Genomic DNA, 17,172 nt, shown 5'->3' on the forward strand with positions numbered 1-17,172 from the left:
CCAGCACCGGCCACACCAGCGTGTCGGCAGGCAAGCGCCTCTTGGCCAGCGCCAGCCGGGGCATGCGCTTGTTTGTGCAGAGCATGGGATATCGCCTGGTAGCGGCGGCGGGCGACATCGACATCAAGGCGCTCAAGGACAGCATCAATGTGCTGGCCAAGCTGAATGTGACGGTCAGCGCCACCCGCATCACGCTCAGCGCCAAGGAAGAACTCGTCATCAATGCGGGCGGCAGCGGCACGACCTACAACGCGGGCGGCATCACGCACGCGACCAGCGGGCCGTACAAGGTGCACTCGGCCAACGTGAACTACAGCGGTCCCAAGAGCCAGGCGGGCTCCTTCCCCGACGAGCCCAGGCCGGCCAAGGGAAACCTGGAGCTGTTCAACAAATATGCCAACCGCAAGGGATTCAAGGCGGGCGACTTTGAAGTGGAAGATGCGTTGGGGAAGGTGTTCAAGGGCAAGCTGGATGACCAGGGGTTTGCGGCCGTGTCGGGGGCCGCGCCAGGCCCTGCCACCGTCGCGTTCGGGAAGGATCCGTCAGACACCTGGGACATGGCGAACTACACGCAAGGCGAGGTGTGGTCGGGCGGGCCCGCGCTTGCCGCGGCTCCCCCCGCGCAAATCCAATCCTTGGCATGTGAGATTGCCGGCGCCGCGCAACAGGCGCAACAGGTGCTTGGACTCGCTCGCCAGGCCCAGCAATTGGCGGGCGCCTCCGGTTTGGCGGCCCTCTCGGGCGGCGTGATCGACGGCGTGAAGAGCGCCTCGTCCTTGTTAGCCGAGCGCGCCGATACCGTACTGCCCGGCGCGTCCGTCATGGCCAGGCAGGCGCAACAGGCCGTGCAGCTTGTCCAGCGCGGGCAGCAGATCGCGAGCCAACTCGGGGCGAGGGCGGCCAAGCCGGAAGCCGGCGCCGCAATCGCCGCAGCAAATACCTTCATCCAAAAACGATAAGGGCCTCAACGATGACTACCGGTACGCAATCGAACCCGCACCCGCAGGAAGAGGAATACACCGAAGCCGAGTACCAGGAGGCCGAAGCAGAGAACGACGGCATCGAATGGAGCGACCAAGACCTGGATGGTCCGCAGGGCGTCGTGGCGCCGCTCAATACGATTGCCCCCGAGGATGTGGAGGCGGGCGCCAATGCTTTCGACGCGTGGCTGCGCAGAAACAGCAATGACATCATCACCCTGCCGCGCCTGACGGCTGCCGCCGGGGCAGTGCCTGTATTGGGCAACATCATGGCGCTGGTGGATGCCGTGGGCGACATCATCAAATTAAGCGACAGCCAGAGACGCCAGTTTACGGATTGGGTCAGCCTGGGCATCAATCTGTTTGGCGTGGTCCCGGTTCCAGGTACGGCGGCGGCGCGCATGAGCTTGCGCCCGGCGCTGTTCTTGGTGCAAAGGGAAATCGCGCGCCAGGCGCGAGTCGGTTTGGGCAATGCGATCATCAGCGTGCTGGCGGCGCATCTGAACGAGAACATCGCGGGCGATATCGAACAGTTCGCCGAAGCGGCGCAGGCTCGCCTGCAACAGTTGCTCAAGGATGCCGGGGCCAAGGCCGAAGAAATCATCAAGTCCATTGCCCAGGGCCTGGAAGGCCTGACCAAGCCCGAAAACGCCGAAGCAGCTTTTGCAAAAGCCGACCAGCTTTGGGCGTCGGCGCAGGGCAAGATGCTGGACGACCCTACTGCTGCGCTCGAGGATGCTTGGGGCGCCTTGTGCAGTTTCTGGGGCGGCAGCAAAACGGCCGCGCAAAACACCGCCAAGGGTTTCATCCCGGCCGAGGCCCGGCGCCTGATGCTCGGGAGCGCCAGACGTTTGAACCAGTTGGCGGCAGAAGTCAATCAAGGCATACAGTCGGTAGGGGACGAAAGTAATACGGCAAGCATCGCCGCCTTGCTGACGCAGTTGTCAGTGGCAGTGCTGCTGTGGCGCCAGCGCAAAGGTCATGCCATCGGCGCGAACGTACGTCCCGCCGTGGCGAACCAGGCCAGGAAGATTGCGCGCTCCATGCGACTGGCCCGCATCCGGCGTCAACGCAAAGCCCGCCAGAACGCCAACCAAGGGAAGAATGGCGCGTGCCCTTCCACCTGCAACAGCATCAGCTTTGCCATGGGCACCGAGAGCTTCACGCACACGGACTTCTCGCTGCCCGGACCTTTCCCGCTGCGCTGGTCGCGCACCTACTATTCGAACCTGGCGGCCTACGACAAGGGCGCGCTGGGGGCACGCTGGATCAACGAGTTCACCACGCGCTTTGACATCAAGAAGGCGGGCGCTGACCGCGAGGAATTGCGCTATCACGCCGCCGACGGCCGAACGCACGCGTTTGCGCTGCCGCAGATCGGCAAGTTCCACTATGACCCGATCGAGAACCTCACGCTGGTGCGGGTCTCGGAGACCGAACTGACCTTGGCCGAAGGCCATGAGCGGCGCGCAACCTATCAACGAGAAGGCAGGCGCTTTCGCCTGACCGGGATTCGCTTGCGCGGCGGCGCACGCGTGGCCCTGCACTACCAGCATGCCGTGGGCCGGCGCAGCGTCCTGTCGGACCTCATCACGTATCAAGACGATGAAATCCACACGCATGTCGGCACGCAGCTCGATGCGCAGGGACGAATCGCCGCGCTCTGGAAGATCTCTGGCGGAACGCTGCAACGCCAGTTGGCGCAGTACCAGTACGACGAGCAGGGCGATCTGATCGAGGCCCATGATGAACACGCGGCGCAGTGGAACTATCAATACCGGCACCACCTGATCACCCGCTACACCGACCGCACCGGGCGCGGCATGAACCTGGAGTGGGATGGCGCCGGGCCCATGGCGCGGGCCGTGCGCGAATGGGCGGACGACGGCAGTTTCGACACCCGGCTGCGCTGGCATCCCGACATACGCCTGACCTACGTCACGGATGCGCTGGGGCAGGTCACCGAGCATTATTACGACATCCTGGGCTACACCTATCGCATCGTGCACCCGGATGGGTTGTCGGAATGGTTCTACCGGGACGATGCCAAGAACGTCGTCACCCATATCCACATCGACGGCGGAACCGATAGCTACGCGTATGACGAGCGCAGCAATCTGCTGGAGCACATGCGCCCGGACGGCACAACGGTGCACTACGCCTACGATGACCGCGACCAGCTCTACAAGATCCGCGACGCCGAGGGCGGCTTGTGGCAGCGCGACTACAACCCGCGCGGCTACCTGACCGAGGCGATCGACCCGCTGGGCAACAAGACCGAATACGCCTACGACACCGCCGGCAACCCGGTCGCCATCAAGGATGCCCGTGGCGGCCAGAAGCAGCTGGCCTACAACGCCGCCGGCCAGATCACGCAGTACACGGATTGCTCGGGCAAGACCAGCGCCTGGACGTACGACGAACTGGGGCAGTTGCGCGAGTTCACCGATGCCGCGGGCAACGCCACGCGCTACGCCTACGCGGCAGGGCAACTCGCCAGCGTCACGCACCCCGATCAAACGACGGAACACTTCGAGCGCGACGCCGAGGGCCGCCTGCTTGCGCATACCGACGCCCTGGGCCGGTGCACCCGCTGGAGCTACACCGCCGCGGGCCTGATCGCCCAACGCAGCGATGCGGCCGGTCGAATGCTGAACTATCAATGGGACAAGCTTGGACAACTGACGGCGCTGGCCAACGAGAACGACAGGCAGGCCCGCTTTGTGTACGACCCGGCAGGCCGATTGCTGGAGCAGCGCGGCTTCGATGACCAGGCCACGCGCTATCACTATGACCCGGCCAGCGGCACGCTGCTGTCCACGCAAGACGGCGACCGCGTCATCGAACTGGCGTTCGACGCCATGGGGCGCGTGGCGCAACGCCACGCACGCCCCTACGCCGCAAGCGCCGGCGCGTCGGCGCAAGCGGCTGGAGCCCAGACGGAGCGCTACGCCTACGACGGCAACGGCCGCCTGATCCTGGCGGAAAACCCCGCCTGCCGCCTGCAGTGGTTCTACGATGCGGCGGGCAACCTGACGCGCGAGCATCAGCACTACCAAAGCCTGCCGGCGCCCGTCACCGCCGTGTGGAAGCACGAGTACAACGAACTGAACCAGCGCATCGCCACGCTGCGCCCGGACGGCCATCGCGTCAGCTGGCTGACCTACGGCTCCGGCCACGTGCACGGCATGATGTTCGACGAGCACGAACTGGCAAGCTTCGAGCGCGACGACCTGCATCGGGAGATCGAGCGACAGCAAGGCAATCGCCTGGTGCAGACCCAATCCTGGGACGCGATGGGCCGGCTGGCCGAACAGAGCGTGGCGCGCATGCCGGGGGTTTCCGGAATGGCCGGAATGCCCGGTACGCCTGGCATCGTCGCCGGCGTCGGCAACAGCGGAAGCGGTCAGCGCCTGCTGCACCGCGACTACCGCTACGACGCGGCCGGCCAGCTCGAAGCGATCCAGGACAGCCGGCGCGGCCCCTTGGCCTATCGCTATGACCCGGTAGGCCGGCTGCTCGAAGCCGCCAGCAGCCTGGGCAAGGAGACGTTCGCCTTCGACCCGGCCAGCAACCTGCTGGACCCGGCAAGCGCCCGCGCCGACGAGAGCACCCTGGGCATGGCGGGCCCCGTCTACACCTACCGCCACCGCTCGGCGCACCTGGATAACCTGCTGCGCGACTACGCCGGCACGCATTACCAATACGACGCGCGCGGCAACCTGATCGAGAAACTGCACAACGGCCAGCGTTCGCGCTTCGAGTGGGACTTGTTCAATCGCCTGACCGGCTACAGCAACGATACGCTGCATGTGAGCTATCAGTACGATGCCTTGGGGCGTCGCCTGATCAAGCAATCGGAAGCGCATTGGCGCGAACGTCCCGGCATGTCGCATGCGCAGCGCCAGGACGAACGGGCTCGCCTGAACCGGGCAGCCGGTTGCGCCACGACGCTATACGGCTGGGATGGCGACACGCTGGCCTGGGAAGGCCGCGACGACCAGACCACGCACTACTTGTATGAGCCGGGGAGCTTCGTGCCGCTGGCGCAAGCCATCAGCAAGAAGCCGGTGCTGCTGCACAACCAGCCGGAGCATGCGGGTGCGTACGACATCGATCGGGATCCGCTGTGGACCACGTCGCCCGAGCCCGATCCGTTGGATGCATTGGCGTGGTACCAGTGCGACCACCTGGGCACGCCGCAGGAACTGACCGATGCGCAAGGCGAGATCGTCTGGAGCGCGCAGTACCAGGCGTGGTGTGCGGCCAAAGAGGTCATCTCAAGCGCCGCGCAGGCGGCGGGGATACGTAATCCGATCCGATTTCAGGGGCAGTATTGGGACCATGAGACGGGACTGCATTACAACCGGCACCGGTACTATGATCCGGAGATCGGGCGGTTTATCGCGAAGGATCCGATCGGGTTTGCGGGCGGGTTGAACGTTTATCAGTATGCGGATAATCCGGTGGAGTGGGTTGATCCGCTTGGACTCGCAGGAAGAAAGGGGAATTCAAGTGGCACACCCAAGCAGGCGCAAGCCAAAGTAAATAGAGGGCAAGCGCCTTTGGATATAACACGTATTGATGGGCCGGAGGCAAGTGTTCCGAATAGTCAATGGCATGCCCACTGCAAATGCGGCTCCGGGCTGAATCTCGACGGATCAATTCATGATAAAGGTCGAGGTGATGTGACTTTTTCGAAGAAAACGATTGAATGGTTGCGCAATCATGGCTGGAGTTATTGAGATAATGAAATTATCTGACGTTTATGCAAAAATAATAAAATCTGAACCCTATGATGATTTAAGTGTGTTTACTTTTGAATATGAGAGCTATGAGGAATTTCCCATAGTTTCAAGGTATAAGAAGGTAGATTATATTAAGGGCGTCCTAACTTCAGAAGGCGTGTTCGAATTTTTAATTTCACTGTCGTGCTTTGTGTTGAGGGCGGCTATTATTTTTGCTCGAGAGAAGAGACGGAAGGCGTCTGGTCCAATCCTGTTCGGAATCTCTTTTACCGGATTTGATGATTTTGACGAAAACTCGTTCGTTGTTCCAAAGATATTTGTATACCCGGGGGGTGGTGGGGCAGAATTCTTGCGCAATTTGATTGAAAATAGATGCATGGAGGAGTCTGCGGAGATGTCCTTAATCAAGAGAAATTTTGACAAGGTGGGCGCTATATCGAATTTCCATTTTTACGAAAGTAGATTTTTCGATGACGCGTGTGGTGAGGAATTAGTTAATATTTATGCTTTTCCTGTTGAGGGCTATCGTACCTAGGGTGAACGCAGTATTCGCGCTTGTGAACTCAGCCCTCGTCGGGGCAATAACCGATGCGACGCCTAATTTTGAAGCAGCAAGGCGCTAGCAAGACGCCACGCTGGTGCGCAAGCAGCCGCTCTATGCCGTGGGCATAACATCGATCAGGCCCTGTGGACGATCATGCCGGTCCCTGCGTAGGAAGTTTGCGCACCCCAGATGACAACATAACGCCGTCATCTCGCAGCCGTTTCATGCATCAATAATAAACGCCCTCCACCCGGGCACGCCGCAGGAGCTGACCGATGCGCAAGGCGAGATCGTCTGGGCGCGCAGTACAAGGCGTGGGGCGGGGCCAAAGAGGTCATCTCAAGCGCCGCGCAGCCTGCGGGAATACGTAATCCGATCCGATTTCAGGGGCAGTATTGGGACCATGAGACGGGACTGCATTACAACCGGCACCGGTACTATGATTCGGAGATCGGGCGGTTTATCGCGAAGGATCCGATCGGGTTTGCGGGCGGGCTGAATGTTTATCAGTATGCGCCGAACTCAGTCAACTGGACCGATCCTTTGGGGCTTTCGGGAAGAAGCGGCGCATTTAGACAGGCAAAACGCGACGCCGGTATTCCAATATCCCAGCAGCCAGGTTCAATTTCACGAACGCCGATGACTACTCGCGGAGGTTGCCCTGTGATATGCGATGGAAAACGAGTGAAAACGAGGGAATATCTCTTTACCCACGACGATGGGAGCCGAGTGGTAATTCAAGATCACAGTGCTGGGCATCAATTCGGGGAAAATGGGATCGGTGACCAGGGCCCTCACTTCAACATAAGGCCGGCTGCCAATACGCGAAACGGTTCCGTTCCAAATACAGCTTCACACTATCCATTTCAATGAGAAAAATTATGTTTTTAAATAAGGAATGTTTGGGCAGAAGCGAATTTCTTTTCAGCCTGTATGGCGACGCATTGAGCTTCGAAGAAATAGATGTTCAGGAAATAAAATTTGGATGGGATGGCCCAATTGTAAGGTTACTAATTAGCCTAAAGGACTTCCCTTTAAGCCCACCAGCAAAGTGGAGGGGGCTTAATGTCGTACAGGTCGAGCTATCAATTTTTCCATTGCATGAGGTAAATTTATCGAGCTTTGGTCGCGGGAATAAATGCAACCTGACTATAGAGGGCTGTCCAGGCGGGGATACTTTAATCGTCCAATTGACAGGAGAGTCGACGGCATCATTTAAAACGACCACCGTCACTGTGGACAAAGTATCGGCATATTTGCGAGAATAACTCTTGATTACCCACCCTGATTCATTAATTATCCCGACGCTACGTGCCACTGCAGCAGGCGACACGACGTTATAGCTTAGCAGCCAGTCGTCCCGCGAGAATATGCCGGCCTACACTACAGTTCGAACCGCGTCGACAGCCTGCTGCACGACTACGCAGGCACGCATTACCAATACGACGCGCGCGGCAACCTGATCGAGAAACTGCACAACGGCCAGCGTTCGCGCTTCGAGTGGGACCTGTTCAATCGCCTGACGGGCTACAACAACGATACGCTGCATGTGAGCTACCAGTACGATGCCTTGGGGCGTCGCCTGATCAAGCAATCGGAAGCGCATGGCGCGAACGTCCCGGCATGTCGCATGCGCAGCGCCAGGAAGAACGGGCTCGCCTGTACCGGGCAGCCGGTTGCGCCCGGCGCCGTTGCGAGCCCCTGCAAGTATTCCTCTTTATGGAACACGCCCGGCGCGGACCTCCAATCCGGTCCGCCTCCCCTCACCCCGCCTTGAATTCCTTATTCCAGAACTCAAGAATGTCCGCCTTCTTCTCCGTCAATCCCTTCAAGTCATAGGCATGCAACAGCTTGACCTCCGCTTCCGAGAACCCCACGCGCTTTAGCGGTTCCGGCAGCGATGCGTTGGTGACGGTCGGCGCATAGCCCATCTTCTCGGCGAAGCCGATCTGGCCTTGCGGATCCAGCATGGCGTTCAGGTATGCCCAGGCGGCGTCCTTGTTGCGGCTGTTCTTGGCCACGGCGGCTTCGAATGACACCGGCACGGAGCCTTCCTTGGGAATCACGAAACCCAGCGGCAGGCCGCTGTCCTTCCATTGCAGCGCGCGCGCCTTCCACATGCATGCGATCGCGATTTCGCCCGACTTGAATGCGGAGGCCACCGCTTCGTTGGACGGGTAGATGCGCGGCGCGTTGGGCTTGAGCTTGGCGAGGAAGCGCTTGCCGCCGTCGAAACTCTTGGTGTCGCCGCCCGCGCCCAGGCCGACGAAGACGGCGTTGTACAGGTAGAGGATGTCCGAAAAGCCCACCTGCCCCTTCCATTTCGGGTCCAGCAGCACCTCCAGCGAATCGGGGGGCGTGGGGAATTTCTCGGTGTTGTAGACCAAGGTCATGGCGCTGAAGATGTGCGGAATCGAGTACGGCGTCTTCAGCGTTCCGATCGCATGCGCCAGGTTGGGCAGCTTCTTGGCGTCCACCGGTTCCAGCGTGCCCGAACGCTCGGCGTCGTACATGTCCACTTCGCCCAGCAGCGCCACGTCCATGCTGCCGCGGCGCGAATTTTTCTCGGCGCGCAGCTTGGTGACGCGGCCCACTGCGTTGCCCGTGTCGTACACCACCTTCACGTCCTGCTTGCCGACGATGGGGTTGATGATCTGCTGCAGCAGGTTCTGGTAATCGCCGCCCCAGGTGCCCACCACGAGTTCTTTTTCCGCGGCATTTGCCATGCCGGGCGCCCAGCCCAGGGCGGGAGCCAAGGCCAGGCCGGAGGCCGTCTTGATGAAGCCACGGCGAGTCAGGTTTTTCTCTTGCATAGCAACCTCGTATCGAAGGGGGAGGGGTTCAAAAGCGTTCAGGCCAGCATCTGCACCGGCGCGCCGGGCGCGGAGGCCCGGATTTCGTCGGCGTCAATGTCGCGCGCGATCACGATGATGGCGTCGCGCGCATCGGGCTGGCGGGTCAGGCGCTGCGGCGCGCTGAAGGTGGTGCCTACCGACTGGATCAATATGGGTTCCGCGCATTCGCTGACGCGCACCACCGCCTTGACTCGCAGCAGGCGTTCGCCGCAGAGCCCGGCCAAGTTGTCCAGCCATTCCGAGAACTCCGTCCAGCTGATGCCGGCGCGCGCGCGGGCCGCCATCACGCGGATGCGCGGATGCGCCGCGCCCTGCCCGCCCGCCGCCAGCATCCGCGCAGCCAGGCCGGCCAGGTCGGCGACGCCTTGCGACGGGGCGAACGCGGCCTGCACGGCCCGCCTGCGGTCCGGGTCGGCGACGACGGCTGCCAGGGGGTTCAATGCCGCCGCCCGCGCGGCGCGCGCGTCCAAGGCGGCCGGCGGCAGCAGGTCGGTCTTGGTCAGCACGATGCGATGAGCGGCGCCGAACTGCGCCATGGCCTCGTCCATCTCCGCCAGCGCGTCGGGGTCCCGCGCGCAGTCGTCGGTGCAAACCACCGTCAGCCGCAATCCCCGGACCGCCAGCTCGGGATCCGCGAGCGATGCGATGATGGGCCCCGGCCGCGACAGGCCGCTGCATTCCAGGATGACGCGCTTGAGCGGACCGGCGCCCTCGGGCCGGGGCGCGTCCAGCAAGGCGCTCAGCGTGTAGACGAGATCGCTGCGCAGCGAGCAGCACACGCAGCCGTTGGCCATCAAGGTCATTGGGACGTTGTCGCTGTCGTTGGCGACGATGGCGCCATCCACGCCGACCTCGCCCGCCTCGTTGACGATCACGCCCGTGTCCCGGGATGCCGGATCGCGCAGGTAGTCCACCAGCAGCGTGGTCTTGCCGCTGCCCAGGAAGCCGCAAAGCAGGAACAGGTCGACAGCCATGTCAGGACGCATCCCGGCCGCTGTCGCACGGGGACCCCGCGGGCGCGCCGCCCAAGGGCGGGCGCTCGCCGTCCGGGTCATCCGCCCAACTGTCCTTGACCATGGCGCGCACATCGGCCAGCAGCTCGGCGGTGTCGTACACCACCCCCGACTTGATCGTGGTCCGCAGGCAGCGCTGCCACTCCACCTTGGCCGTGTCGTCGTTCAGGCGCATGGCGCCGGTGCCGAACAGCAGCTTGAAATCCGTCAGCGGGCTCTGGTCGTGGATCAGCAGGTCGGCGCGCTTTTGCACATCGATGGAGCCGGTGTCGTCATCGATTCCCAGGAGCGCCGCGCTGTGGGACGTAGCGGCGCGCAGCACCTCGATGGGATGAAAGCCCGCTTCCTGCAGCAGTTCCAGTTCGCGGATGAAGCCGAACCCGTAGATCTGGAAGATGAAGCCCGAATCGCTGCCCGCGCAGACGCGGCCGCCCAGGTTCTTGTATTCGTTGATGAACTGCATCCACAGCCGGTAGTTCTGTTTCCACTCGATCTCGTTGGTGGTGCTCCAGCGATACCAGTACGCGCCATGGCCGCCGCGCTGGGGCTGGAAGTACTTCCATACCGCCTTCCAGGTGTATTCGTCGTGCCAGTCGGCGCGGCGCGCCCGCATCAGGTCGCGGTTGGCGTCGTAGATGTTGAAGGTGGGCACGAAGGTGTGTCCGAGTTCCAGGAACTGGTCCATGACCTGGCGCCACTTGGCCGATCCCGGCTGGGCCGCCTGCATGAATGTCTGGCCCGCCATCGCAAAGCGGTAGTACTCGTCGCTGTAGTTGTAGTCGGTGGGAAAGGACTGGACCACGCGGTCCTCGAACAGCGCCTCGGGCAAGCCGTAATAGTGCTCGGAGCTGGTCAGCCCCCAGCGCGCGGATTTCAGCGCGTTCACGCGCGTCACCGCCATCTGGGCGTGGTGGCAGCCCGAACGCAGGCCCAGCTGCGACGCTTCGTCCAGCGCGGCTTCCATGATGGCGGGCGGCGCGCCGAAGAATTTGATGCCGTCCGCGCCGCGCGCGGCCAGCTTGCGCACCCATTCGCGTCCCTGCTCCGGCGTGTGGATGGTCTTGACGCGGTCGTTCACGGCGGGGAACACCGAATGCACGACCATGCGCGGCGCGGCGATCTTGTTGGCGGCGGAGAGTTCGCGCTGCTCCAGCGTCCAGCCCAGCCCGCCCATCGCGCCCATCTCGCGCACGGTCGTCACGCCATGCGCCAGCCACAGCTTGTAGATGTAGTCGGCGGGCGGCACGATGCCGCTCATGGCGTGATAGGGCGTGCCGATGTGCGCATGGGCGTCCACGAAGCCGGGCGTCACGAACTTGCCGTGGCAATCGATCTCGTGGTCGCCCGGGCCGGGGCGGCGCTTCGGGTCGATGGCCTTGTGCGGCGTTCCCACGTTGACCAGCGCGGTGATCCGGTCGTTCTCGATCACGATGTCCACCGGCCCCCAGGGCGGCGCGCCGGTGCCGTCGATGATCGTCGCGCCGCGCAGGATCAGCCGCGGAAACGGGCCCAGCCCGCGGTCCCGCGAGACGGGCGCCGAAGGCGGATGCCAGCCCTTGGCCGCGTTGACGTCGCGGGACTCTTCGCCGACTTCGGATTGCGAAAACGTGGGATCGCTCATGGCGCTTACACCCCCAGTGCGTTGTGTTCGATGACCCCGCCCTTCATGATCAGGGCGATGTGTTCTCCCTGCCCCAACAGGCAGGACAGGTCGCGGTACGGGTTGCCGTCCACCAGCAGCACATCCGCCAGCGCGCCCGCCTGAACGCGGCCAAGCTGGCCGACCTGGTTCAGCACCTCGGCGGCGGTGGTGGTGGCGCACTGGATGACTTCCTGCGCCGACAGCACCTCGCTGCGGATGCGGAACTCATCGCTTTGCAGGCGCTGGGACGGGCCCAGCAGATCGGAGCCGTAGCCGATCTTCACGCCGGCCTTCTTGTAGATCTCCAGCGAATGCAGGCCGGCGGTTCGCACCGTGGCTATCTTCGCCACCGAATCCGCGGGCAGGCCATAGTCGGCGCCTTCATTGGCCAGCGCCTCGTAGGTCACCAGCGTGGGCACGACGAAGGCGCCCTTCTCCGCCATGAAGCGCGCCACGCGCTCGTCGACCAGATTGCCGTGCTCGATCGTGCGCACGCCGTTGCGGATGGCGCGCTCGATCGCGTCGGCCGTGTAGGAATGCGCCATCACATAGGTCTGGCGGCTGGCCGCCTCGTCCACGATGACGCGGATCTCTTCTTCCGAGTAGCCAAAGGAAGCGATGGGATCGGTGGGCGAGGCCACCCCGCCCGAGGCCATCATCTTGATCTGGTCGGCGCCCATCTGCAGCTCCTGGCGCACAGCCTTGCGCACATCGTCGATGCCGTCGGCCACGCGGCCGATATCGCCTGCGCGGAAGCAGCAGCCGCAGAAGCTCATGGGGCGCAGGTGATCGGAACGCGGACGCGGATCGCCGTGGCCGCCGGTCTGGCTGATGGCGCGGCCCGAGATGAACAGCCGCGGCCCCTTGACCGTGCCTTCGTTGACCGCGCACTTCAGGCCCCAGCCCGCGCCGCCCGCGTCGCGCACGGTAGTGAAGCCCCGGCGCAGCATCGCCGCCATGATGGGCACCGCCCGCATCATGACGAGCGCATCGGGCAGCACGCCCTGCGTGCTCAGGTTCAGCTGGGTCGCCAGCACGTGCACATGCAGGTCGATCAGGCCGGGCATCAGCGTGCGGCCCGCGGCGTCGATCACCCGCGCGGAGGCGGCGCTGATGGGCTTGTCCGAGACCTCCTTGATGACGCCGTCCTCGACCAGCACATGGTGGCTCTCCAGCAGGTCGGCCTGCAAGGGATCAAGCAGGTTTGCGTTCTTGAACAGTACAGAAGCCATGAGGGGAGTTCCTTGTTGGGGGATCGGGATCAGGACGCCATGGTCTTGATGTAGCGGCGGTGGATCAGCCAGTTGGAGAGCAGCGCGATGACGAGCGTTCCGCAGACCAGGATGACGGCCAGCGCGGCGCCGAACGGCCAGTTGGAGGCCCGCGTGATCTGGTCGTACAGCGCGGGCGCCATCATGGTCAGGCCGGAGCCGCCCAGCAGCACCGGCGTGGCGTAGGCGTTCATGCAAAGAATGAACACCAGCATCGTCCCCGCCGCCACGCCGGGCGCGGCGATGGGCAGCACGATGCGGCGGAACGTGGTGAAGAAGCTGGCGCCCACGTTGCGGGCGGCCTCTTCGACTGACAGGTCCATGCCTTCCAGCACGCTTTGCAGGGTCAGGATCAGATAAGGCATAACGACCGCGGTGGTGCCGATCACGACGGCCGTGGGCGTGTACATCAGGGTCAGCGGCTTGCCAATGACGCCCAGCCCCTGCAGCACGGCATTCACCACGCCGGCGTTGCCCAGCGCCACCATCCAGCCGGCGGCGCGCACCACGTTGCCCACCATCAGCGGAAACACCAGCAGGATCACGAACAGGCTCTTGTACTTGCTCTGTGTGCGCGCCAGGAAGTACGCCACCGGAAAGCCCAGCACCAGCGCCAGCACCGTGCACAGCGCGGCGATGCCCAGGGTGGTGAAAAAAATGTCGCGGTAGTAGGGATCGCCGAAGAACTTGGCGTAGTTCTCGAAGGTGAAGGCGGTCTGCATCAGCTCCGCCGGATCGAAATGGTTGAAGCTGTAGCGCGCCAGCTGGAGGATGGGGATCATGATGATCACCAGCACCACCAGCGACGCCGGAAACGCCAGGCCCGGCCCCAGCCAGCGGTTGGGGCGCCCGTCTTCTTGGGTGGCAGTCGTCATCGCGGCTCCTATTGCGTGAAGGCCACGCAGTCGTCCGGCTCGAAGCATGCATAGACGCGCGCGCCCGGCGCGGGCTGCGCGCCGCGGGCGCCGCCGTTGACGATCTGGCTGATCATGCGATCGCCGCCTTCAAGCCGCACCCGCACCTCCAGCACCGACCCCAGGTAGAGCGAGGACTCCACCACGCCCGCCAGCGCGTTGCCGCCCGAAGGCTGCTCCTGCAGGCGCACCCGCTCGGGCCGCACGCCCACATGCGTGGCGCCCGACCCGCCCGGCGCGGCGATGCGCTGGCCCGCCTCGGTCTGGAACACGTTGTCGGCCTGGCCGCGCCCCGTGAAGACGTTCATCTTGCCCAGAAAATCCGCCACAAAAAGATTCGCCGGACGCTCATAGAGCGTGTCGGGCGCGCCCACCTGCTGCACGATGCCGTCGTGCATGATGGCCATCCGGTCCGCGATCGCCAGCGCCTCTTCCTGATCGTGCGTGACGAACACGGTGGTCAGGCCCAGGCGCCGCTGCAGGGAGCGGATCTCCTCGCGCACTTCCAGGCGCAGCTTGGCGTCCAGGTTGGACAGCGGTTCATCCAGCAGGAAGACCTTGGGTTCGATCGCCAGCGCGCGGGCGATCGCCACGCGCTGCTGCTGCCCGCCGGAGAGCTGGCGCGGATAGCGCTCGCGCAGTTCGGTCATGCGCACCATGTCCAGCACGCGCCGGATCTTGGCGTCGCGGTCGGCCTTGGGGATCTTGTGCATTTCCAGGCCGAACGCCACGTTCTCGGCCACGGTCATGTGGGGAAACAGCGCGTAGCGCTGAAACACCATGCCGGTGTCGCGCTTGTGCACGGGCAGCCGGGTGACGTCGGTTTCGCCGATGCGGATGCGCCCCGCCGTGGGCGCGATGAAGCCGGCGATCATGCGCAGCGTCGTGGTCTTGCCGCAGCCGCTGGGCCCCAGGAATGTCACCAGTTCGCCTTCGGCGATCTCCAGTGAAAAGTCCGACACCGCCACCGCCGCGCCGAACTGCTTGCGGATATTCTCGATCGAGACCTTCGCCATTTCTTACACCACCTGACTGAGTTTCACATAGCGGTCGGTCACAAGCATGATGATGCCCAACAGCAGGATTTGCACCGAGGCCACCGAAGCGATGGTCGGGTCCAGATTGAATTCCAGGTATTGCATGATCGCGATCGGCAACGTGGTGCGCCCCGGCCCCACCAGCGACAGCGACAGTTCCAGGTTCTCGAAAGACACCACGAAACTGAACAGCGCCGCGGCCACGATGGACGGGCGCAGCATGGGCAAGGTCACTCGCATGAACGCGACCGGCGCGCTGGCGCCCAGGTTGCGCGCGGCCTCTTCGATGGAACCGTCCAGGCCCGCCATGCCCGCGGTGACCAGCCGCACGGTCCACGGAATGGTCAGGCATACATGGGCGATGACCAGCCCGCCGAAGGTGCCGACCAGGTCGCGGTCCAGCACCTCTTCGGCGCGCAGGTAGAACAGGTAGATGCCCACGCCCGCGACGATGCCGGGGATCAGCAGCGGCGACAGCAGCAAAGTATTGATGCCTTTGCTGCCCTGGAAGCGGTAGCGCGCGATGGCGACGGCGGCGAGCACGCCCATGATCACGCCGATGAACGCAGCAACGAGCGACACCTGCAGGCTGAACAGGAAGCCATTGGCGAATGCGGGGTTCTCCCAGGCTTTCACGTACCAGGACAGCGTGTAGCCCGACGGCGGAAAATAGAGGATGGCGTCCTTGAAGAAGCTCAGCCAGACCACCAGCACGATGGGGCAGAGCATGAACGCATACATGAGGACAACGAAGACGCGGTGCAGCCACGTGGCCCACGGGATCACGCGCAAGGGCTTTTCCCGGGTGGCCGTGACGGCCGAGTTCAAAGGAGGCGCGTTATGCAAATCCTGTTTCCTTGCAGCATGTGCCGGCTCGGTTTGAGACTCCTCCGGTTGAGAACTCTTCGGTCTCTACGGTTAACCAAGCATATCGACGGGTTGCTGCGCGGCTCAACTAGGGATAACCCACGACAACGCAATACTCGCGGGTTATCCCTGCGGCGCGACCTCAATCGGTGCAACCGGCCGCGACGCAACAGCGCAGGCAGGTGCAACCTGGGACTTTCGCGCGGCTACCTGCCCGCCTCCAGACCGCACATCGCCTGCAGCACCGCCACGCGGCTCTGCCCCAGCACCATGCCCTGCCAATCTTCCTGGCCGCAATAGAACGCGTCCAATGTGGCTTGCAGGATGTCGCGGCGCAGCGCGTCGCCGGCCTCGGGATGCGCGCGCAGCCAGTTGCGGCCGCGCAGGGCCTGCACCACGCCCTCCCACGGCAAGGTGCCGAATTCCAGCGCCATCAGGGTCGGCACGGAATCCGGACAGGCCTGGTAGATCAGCCCGGCCAGATGGCCGGTGATATCGACCGAGGCCGAGCTGCCTTGATACGGCACGGCGATGTCGCTGCCCCACCACTGGCGGGCTCGCGCCACTTCGGCGTCGTCGCGCCGGCCGGCGTAGATCTTCTCGCCATGGCCGCGCGGCCCCAGTCCCGTGTGCACGTCGATCCATCCGATCTGCGGGTAGCGGCTGGCGTGCGCTTGAAGGATGGCGCGCATGTTCAGCAGCGACGGCGCGTGGCGGTCGCCGCCGTAGAACAGGCCATCGGCGTGCGTGTACTGTCCGCGCGAAACCGCTTGCGTCGTGGCGGGCAGGCCGTGCTTTTCCAGATGCCGGACGATGTCCTGGCGGTTCTGCTCGGTCGGCGGCCATTCCCGCGGCAGCAGCAGGCCGTGGATCTCGCCATAGCCGGGGTTTGCCGGCAGCGGCTGGCCGTCGAAGGGCTGCGCGTTGCGGTTCAGGTCCACGTTGCCTTCGTCCGTGCGCGCGATCCACGAAAACCCGTAGGGATTCACCGCATGCACCAGCAGCAGCGCCACGCCCGCCCGGCGCGCGCGCTCCAGCATGGGCGCGTCGTCCAGCAGCGCCAGCTGGCACCCCGAGCCGCAGAAGCCTTCGACGCCGTGCGTGGCCGACGTCATGATCAGCAGGCGCCTGGCATCGGCGTCGCCGATCAGCGCCACGTCGGTAGCCAGCGGCTCGCCCTGGCTGCCCGGGGGATCGATGGCGTAGGACTGCACGTGCGCGGCCAGCGGCCGGGCCGCCGCCAGGAAGCGCTCGCGCGCCCGGGCATAGCTGTCGGAGAAATAGCGGTTCATGGCTTGCAT

13 protein-coding genes and 2 pseudogenes are annotated in these 17,172 nt (G+C 63.9%); 7 read left to right on the forward strand and 8 right to left on the reverse strand.

The window, feature by feature from the left end; genetic code table 11:
* The 7 genes and pseudogenes from ACFWP0_RS00005 to ACFWP0_RS00035 all read left to right on the forward strand — a co-directional run.
* Positions 1 to 959, forward strand: a 959-nt coding sequence (locus ACFWP0_RS00005) for a DUF2345 domain-containing protein (protein WP_377838875.1), incomplete at its 5' end; no start/stop codon positions are given.
* 11 nt (positions 960 to 970) lie between these two features.
* Positions 971 to 5,725: an RHS repeat-associated core domain-containing protein gene (locus tag ACFWP0_RS00010; protein ID WP_377838876.1), complete on the forward strand. Its 4,755-nt coding sequence runs from the start codon at positions 971 to 973 to the stop codon at positions 5,723 to 5,725.
* Positions 5,709 to 6,263, forward strand: coding sequence for an Imm15 family immunity protein (locus ACFWP0_RS00015; RefSeq protein WP_377838878.1), 555 nt, complete (start codon positions 5,709 to 5,711; stop codon positions 6,261 to 6,263). The genes ACFWP0_RS00010 and ACFWP0_RS00015 overlap by 17 nt, the downstream gene beginning before the upstream one ends.
* Before the next feature lie 262 nt (positions 6,264 to 6,525).
* A pseudogene (locus tag ACFWP0_RS00020) lies at positions 6,526 to 6,839 on the forward strand (RHS repeat-associated core domain-containing protein); the annotation flags it as partial.
* A 120-nt stretch (positions 6,840 to 6,959) separates the two neighbouring features.
* Positions 6,960 to 7,145, forward strand: a pseudogene (locus ACFWP0_RS00025) (HNH/endonuclease VII fold putative polymorphic toxin); the annotation flags it as partial.
* Between the two features lie 8 nt (positions 7,146 to 7,153).
* Positions 7,154 to 7,540 (forward strand): Imm50 family immunity protein, encoded by a 387-nt coding sequence (locus ACFWP0_RS00030; RefSeq protein WP_377838879.1) that lies wholly within the window; start codon positions 7,154 to 7,156, stop codon positions 7,538 to 7,540.
* Positions 7,541 to 7,683: 143 nt separating this feature from the next.
* Complete coding sequence (locus tag ACFWP0_RS00035; protein WP_377839620.1) at positions 7,684 to 8,049, forward strand: hypothetical protein; 366 nt, start codon at positions 7,684 to 7,686, stop codon at positions 8,047 to 8,049.
* Here ACFWP0_RS00035 and ACFWP0_RS00040 read toward each other — a convergent pair.
* The 8 genes from ACFWP0_RS00040 to ACFWP0_RS00075 form a co-directional block, all read right to left on the reverse strand.
* Entirely contained in the window at positions 8,036 to 9,085 is a 1,050-nt protein-coding gene (locus tag ACFWP0_RS00040) for an ABC transporter substrate-binding protein (protein WP_377838880.1), read from the reverse strand. The two genes, ACFWP0_RS00035 and ACFWP0_RS00040, sit on opposite strands and share 14 nt — an antisense overlap.
* A gap of 38 nt (positions 9,086 to 9,123) precedes the next feature.
* The gene (locus ACFWP0_RS00045) at positions 9,124 to 10,101 is read right to left on the reverse strand and encodes a CobW family GTP-binding protein (protein ID WP_377838882.1); all 978 of its coding nucleotides are present in this window, start codon (positions 10,099 to 10,101) and stop codon (positions 9,124 to 9,126) included.
* A 1-nt stretch (position 10,102) separates the two neighbouring features.
* Entirely contained in the window at positions 10,103 to 11,761 is a 1,659-nt protein-coding gene (locus ACFWP0_RS00050) for an amidohydrolase family protein (protein WP_377838883.1), read from the reverse strand.
* A gap of 5 nt (positions 11,762 to 11,766) precedes the next feature.
* A complete protein-coding gene (locus ACFWP0_RS00055; protein ID WP_377838885.1) occupies positions 11,767 to 13,014 on the reverse strand; it encodes an amidohydrolase family protein in 1,248 nt (415 codons plus the stop codon).
* 29 nt (positions 13,015 to 13,043) lie between these two features.
* The gene (locus tag ACFWP0_RS00060) at positions 13,044 to 13,928 is read right to left on the reverse strand and encodes an ABC transporter permease (protein WP_377838887.1); all 885 of its coding nucleotides are present in this window, start codon (positions 13,926 to 13,928) and stop codon (positions 13,044 to 13,046) included.
* A gap of 8 nt (positions 13,929 to 13,936) precedes the next feature.
* The gene (locus ACFWP0_RS00065) at positions 13,937 to 14,983 is read right to left on the reverse strand and encodes an ABC transporter ATP-binding protein (RefSeq protein WP_377838888.1); all 1,047 of its coding nucleotides are present in this window, start codon (positions 14,981 to 14,983) and stop codon (positions 13,937 to 13,939) included.
* Between the two features lie 3 nt (positions 14,984 to 14,986).
* On the reverse strand, positions 14,987 to 15,850 hold the full coding sequence (locus ACFWP0_RS00070) for an ABC transporter permease (RefSeq protein ID WP_377838889.1): 864 nt from the start codon (positions 15,848 to 15,850) through the stop codon (positions 14,987 to 14,989).
* A gap of 227 nt (positions 15,851 to 16,077) precedes the next feature.
* Positions 16,078 to 17,172, reverse strand: a complete 1,095-nt coding sequence (locus ACFWP0_RS00075) for a M14 family metallopeptidase (protein ID WP_377838891.1) — start codon at positions 17,170 to 17,172, stop codon at positions 16,078 to 16,080.

Source organism: Achromobacter sp. NPDC058515 (assembly GCF_042721735.1).
In the GTDB taxonomy this organism is placed as follows: domain Bacteria; phylum Pseudomonadota; class Gammaproteobacteria; order Burkholderiales; family Burkholderiaceae_B; genus Achromobacter.

Excerpts from the sequence above, each read along its gene's own strand:
- ACFWP0_RS00065 (WP_377838888.1), bottom strand. The coding sequence starts at position 14,983 with ATGGCGAAGGTCTCGATCGAGAATATCCGCAAGCAGTTCGGCGCGGCG.
- ACFWP0_RS00060 (WP_377838887.1), bottom strand. The coding sequence starts at position 13,928 with ATGACGACTGCCACCCAAGAAGACGGGCGCCCCAACCGCTGGCTGGGG.
- ACFWP0_RS00050 (WP_377838883.1), bottom strand. The coding sequence starts at position 11,761 with ATGAGCGATCCCACGTTTTCGCAATCCGAAGTCGGCGAAGAGTCCCGC.
- ACFWP0_RS00030 (WP_377838879.1), top strand. The coding sequence starts at position 7,154 with ATGTTTTTAAATAAGGAATGTTTGGGCAGAAGCGAATTTCTTTTCAGC.
- ACFWP0_RS00040 (WP_377838880.1), bottom strand. The coding sequence starts at position 9,085 with ATGCAAGAGAAAAACCTGACTCGCCGTGGCTTCATCAAGACGGCCTCC.
- ACFWP0_RS00045 (WP_377838882.1), bottom strand. The coding sequence starts at position 10,101 with ATGGCTGTCGACCTGTTCCTGCTTTGCGGCTTCCTGGGCAGCGGCAAG.
- ACFWP0_RS00055 (WP_377838885.1), bottom strand. The coding sequence starts at position 13,014 with ATGGCTTCTGTACTGTTCAAGAACGCAAACCTGCTTGATCCCTTGCAG.
- ACFWP0_RS00010 (WP_377838876.1), top strand. The coding sequence starts at position 971 with ATGACTACCGGTACGCAATCGAACCCGCACCCGCAGGAAGAGGAATAC.
- ACFWP0_RS00015 (WP_377838878.1), top strand. The coding sequence starts at position 5,709 with ATGGCTGGAGTTATTGAGATAATGAAATTATCTGACGTTTATGCAAAA.
- ACFWP0_RS00075 (WP_377838891.1), bottom strand. The coding sequence starts at position 17,172 with ATGCAAGCCATGAACCGCTATTTCTCCGACAGCTATGCCCGGGCGCGC.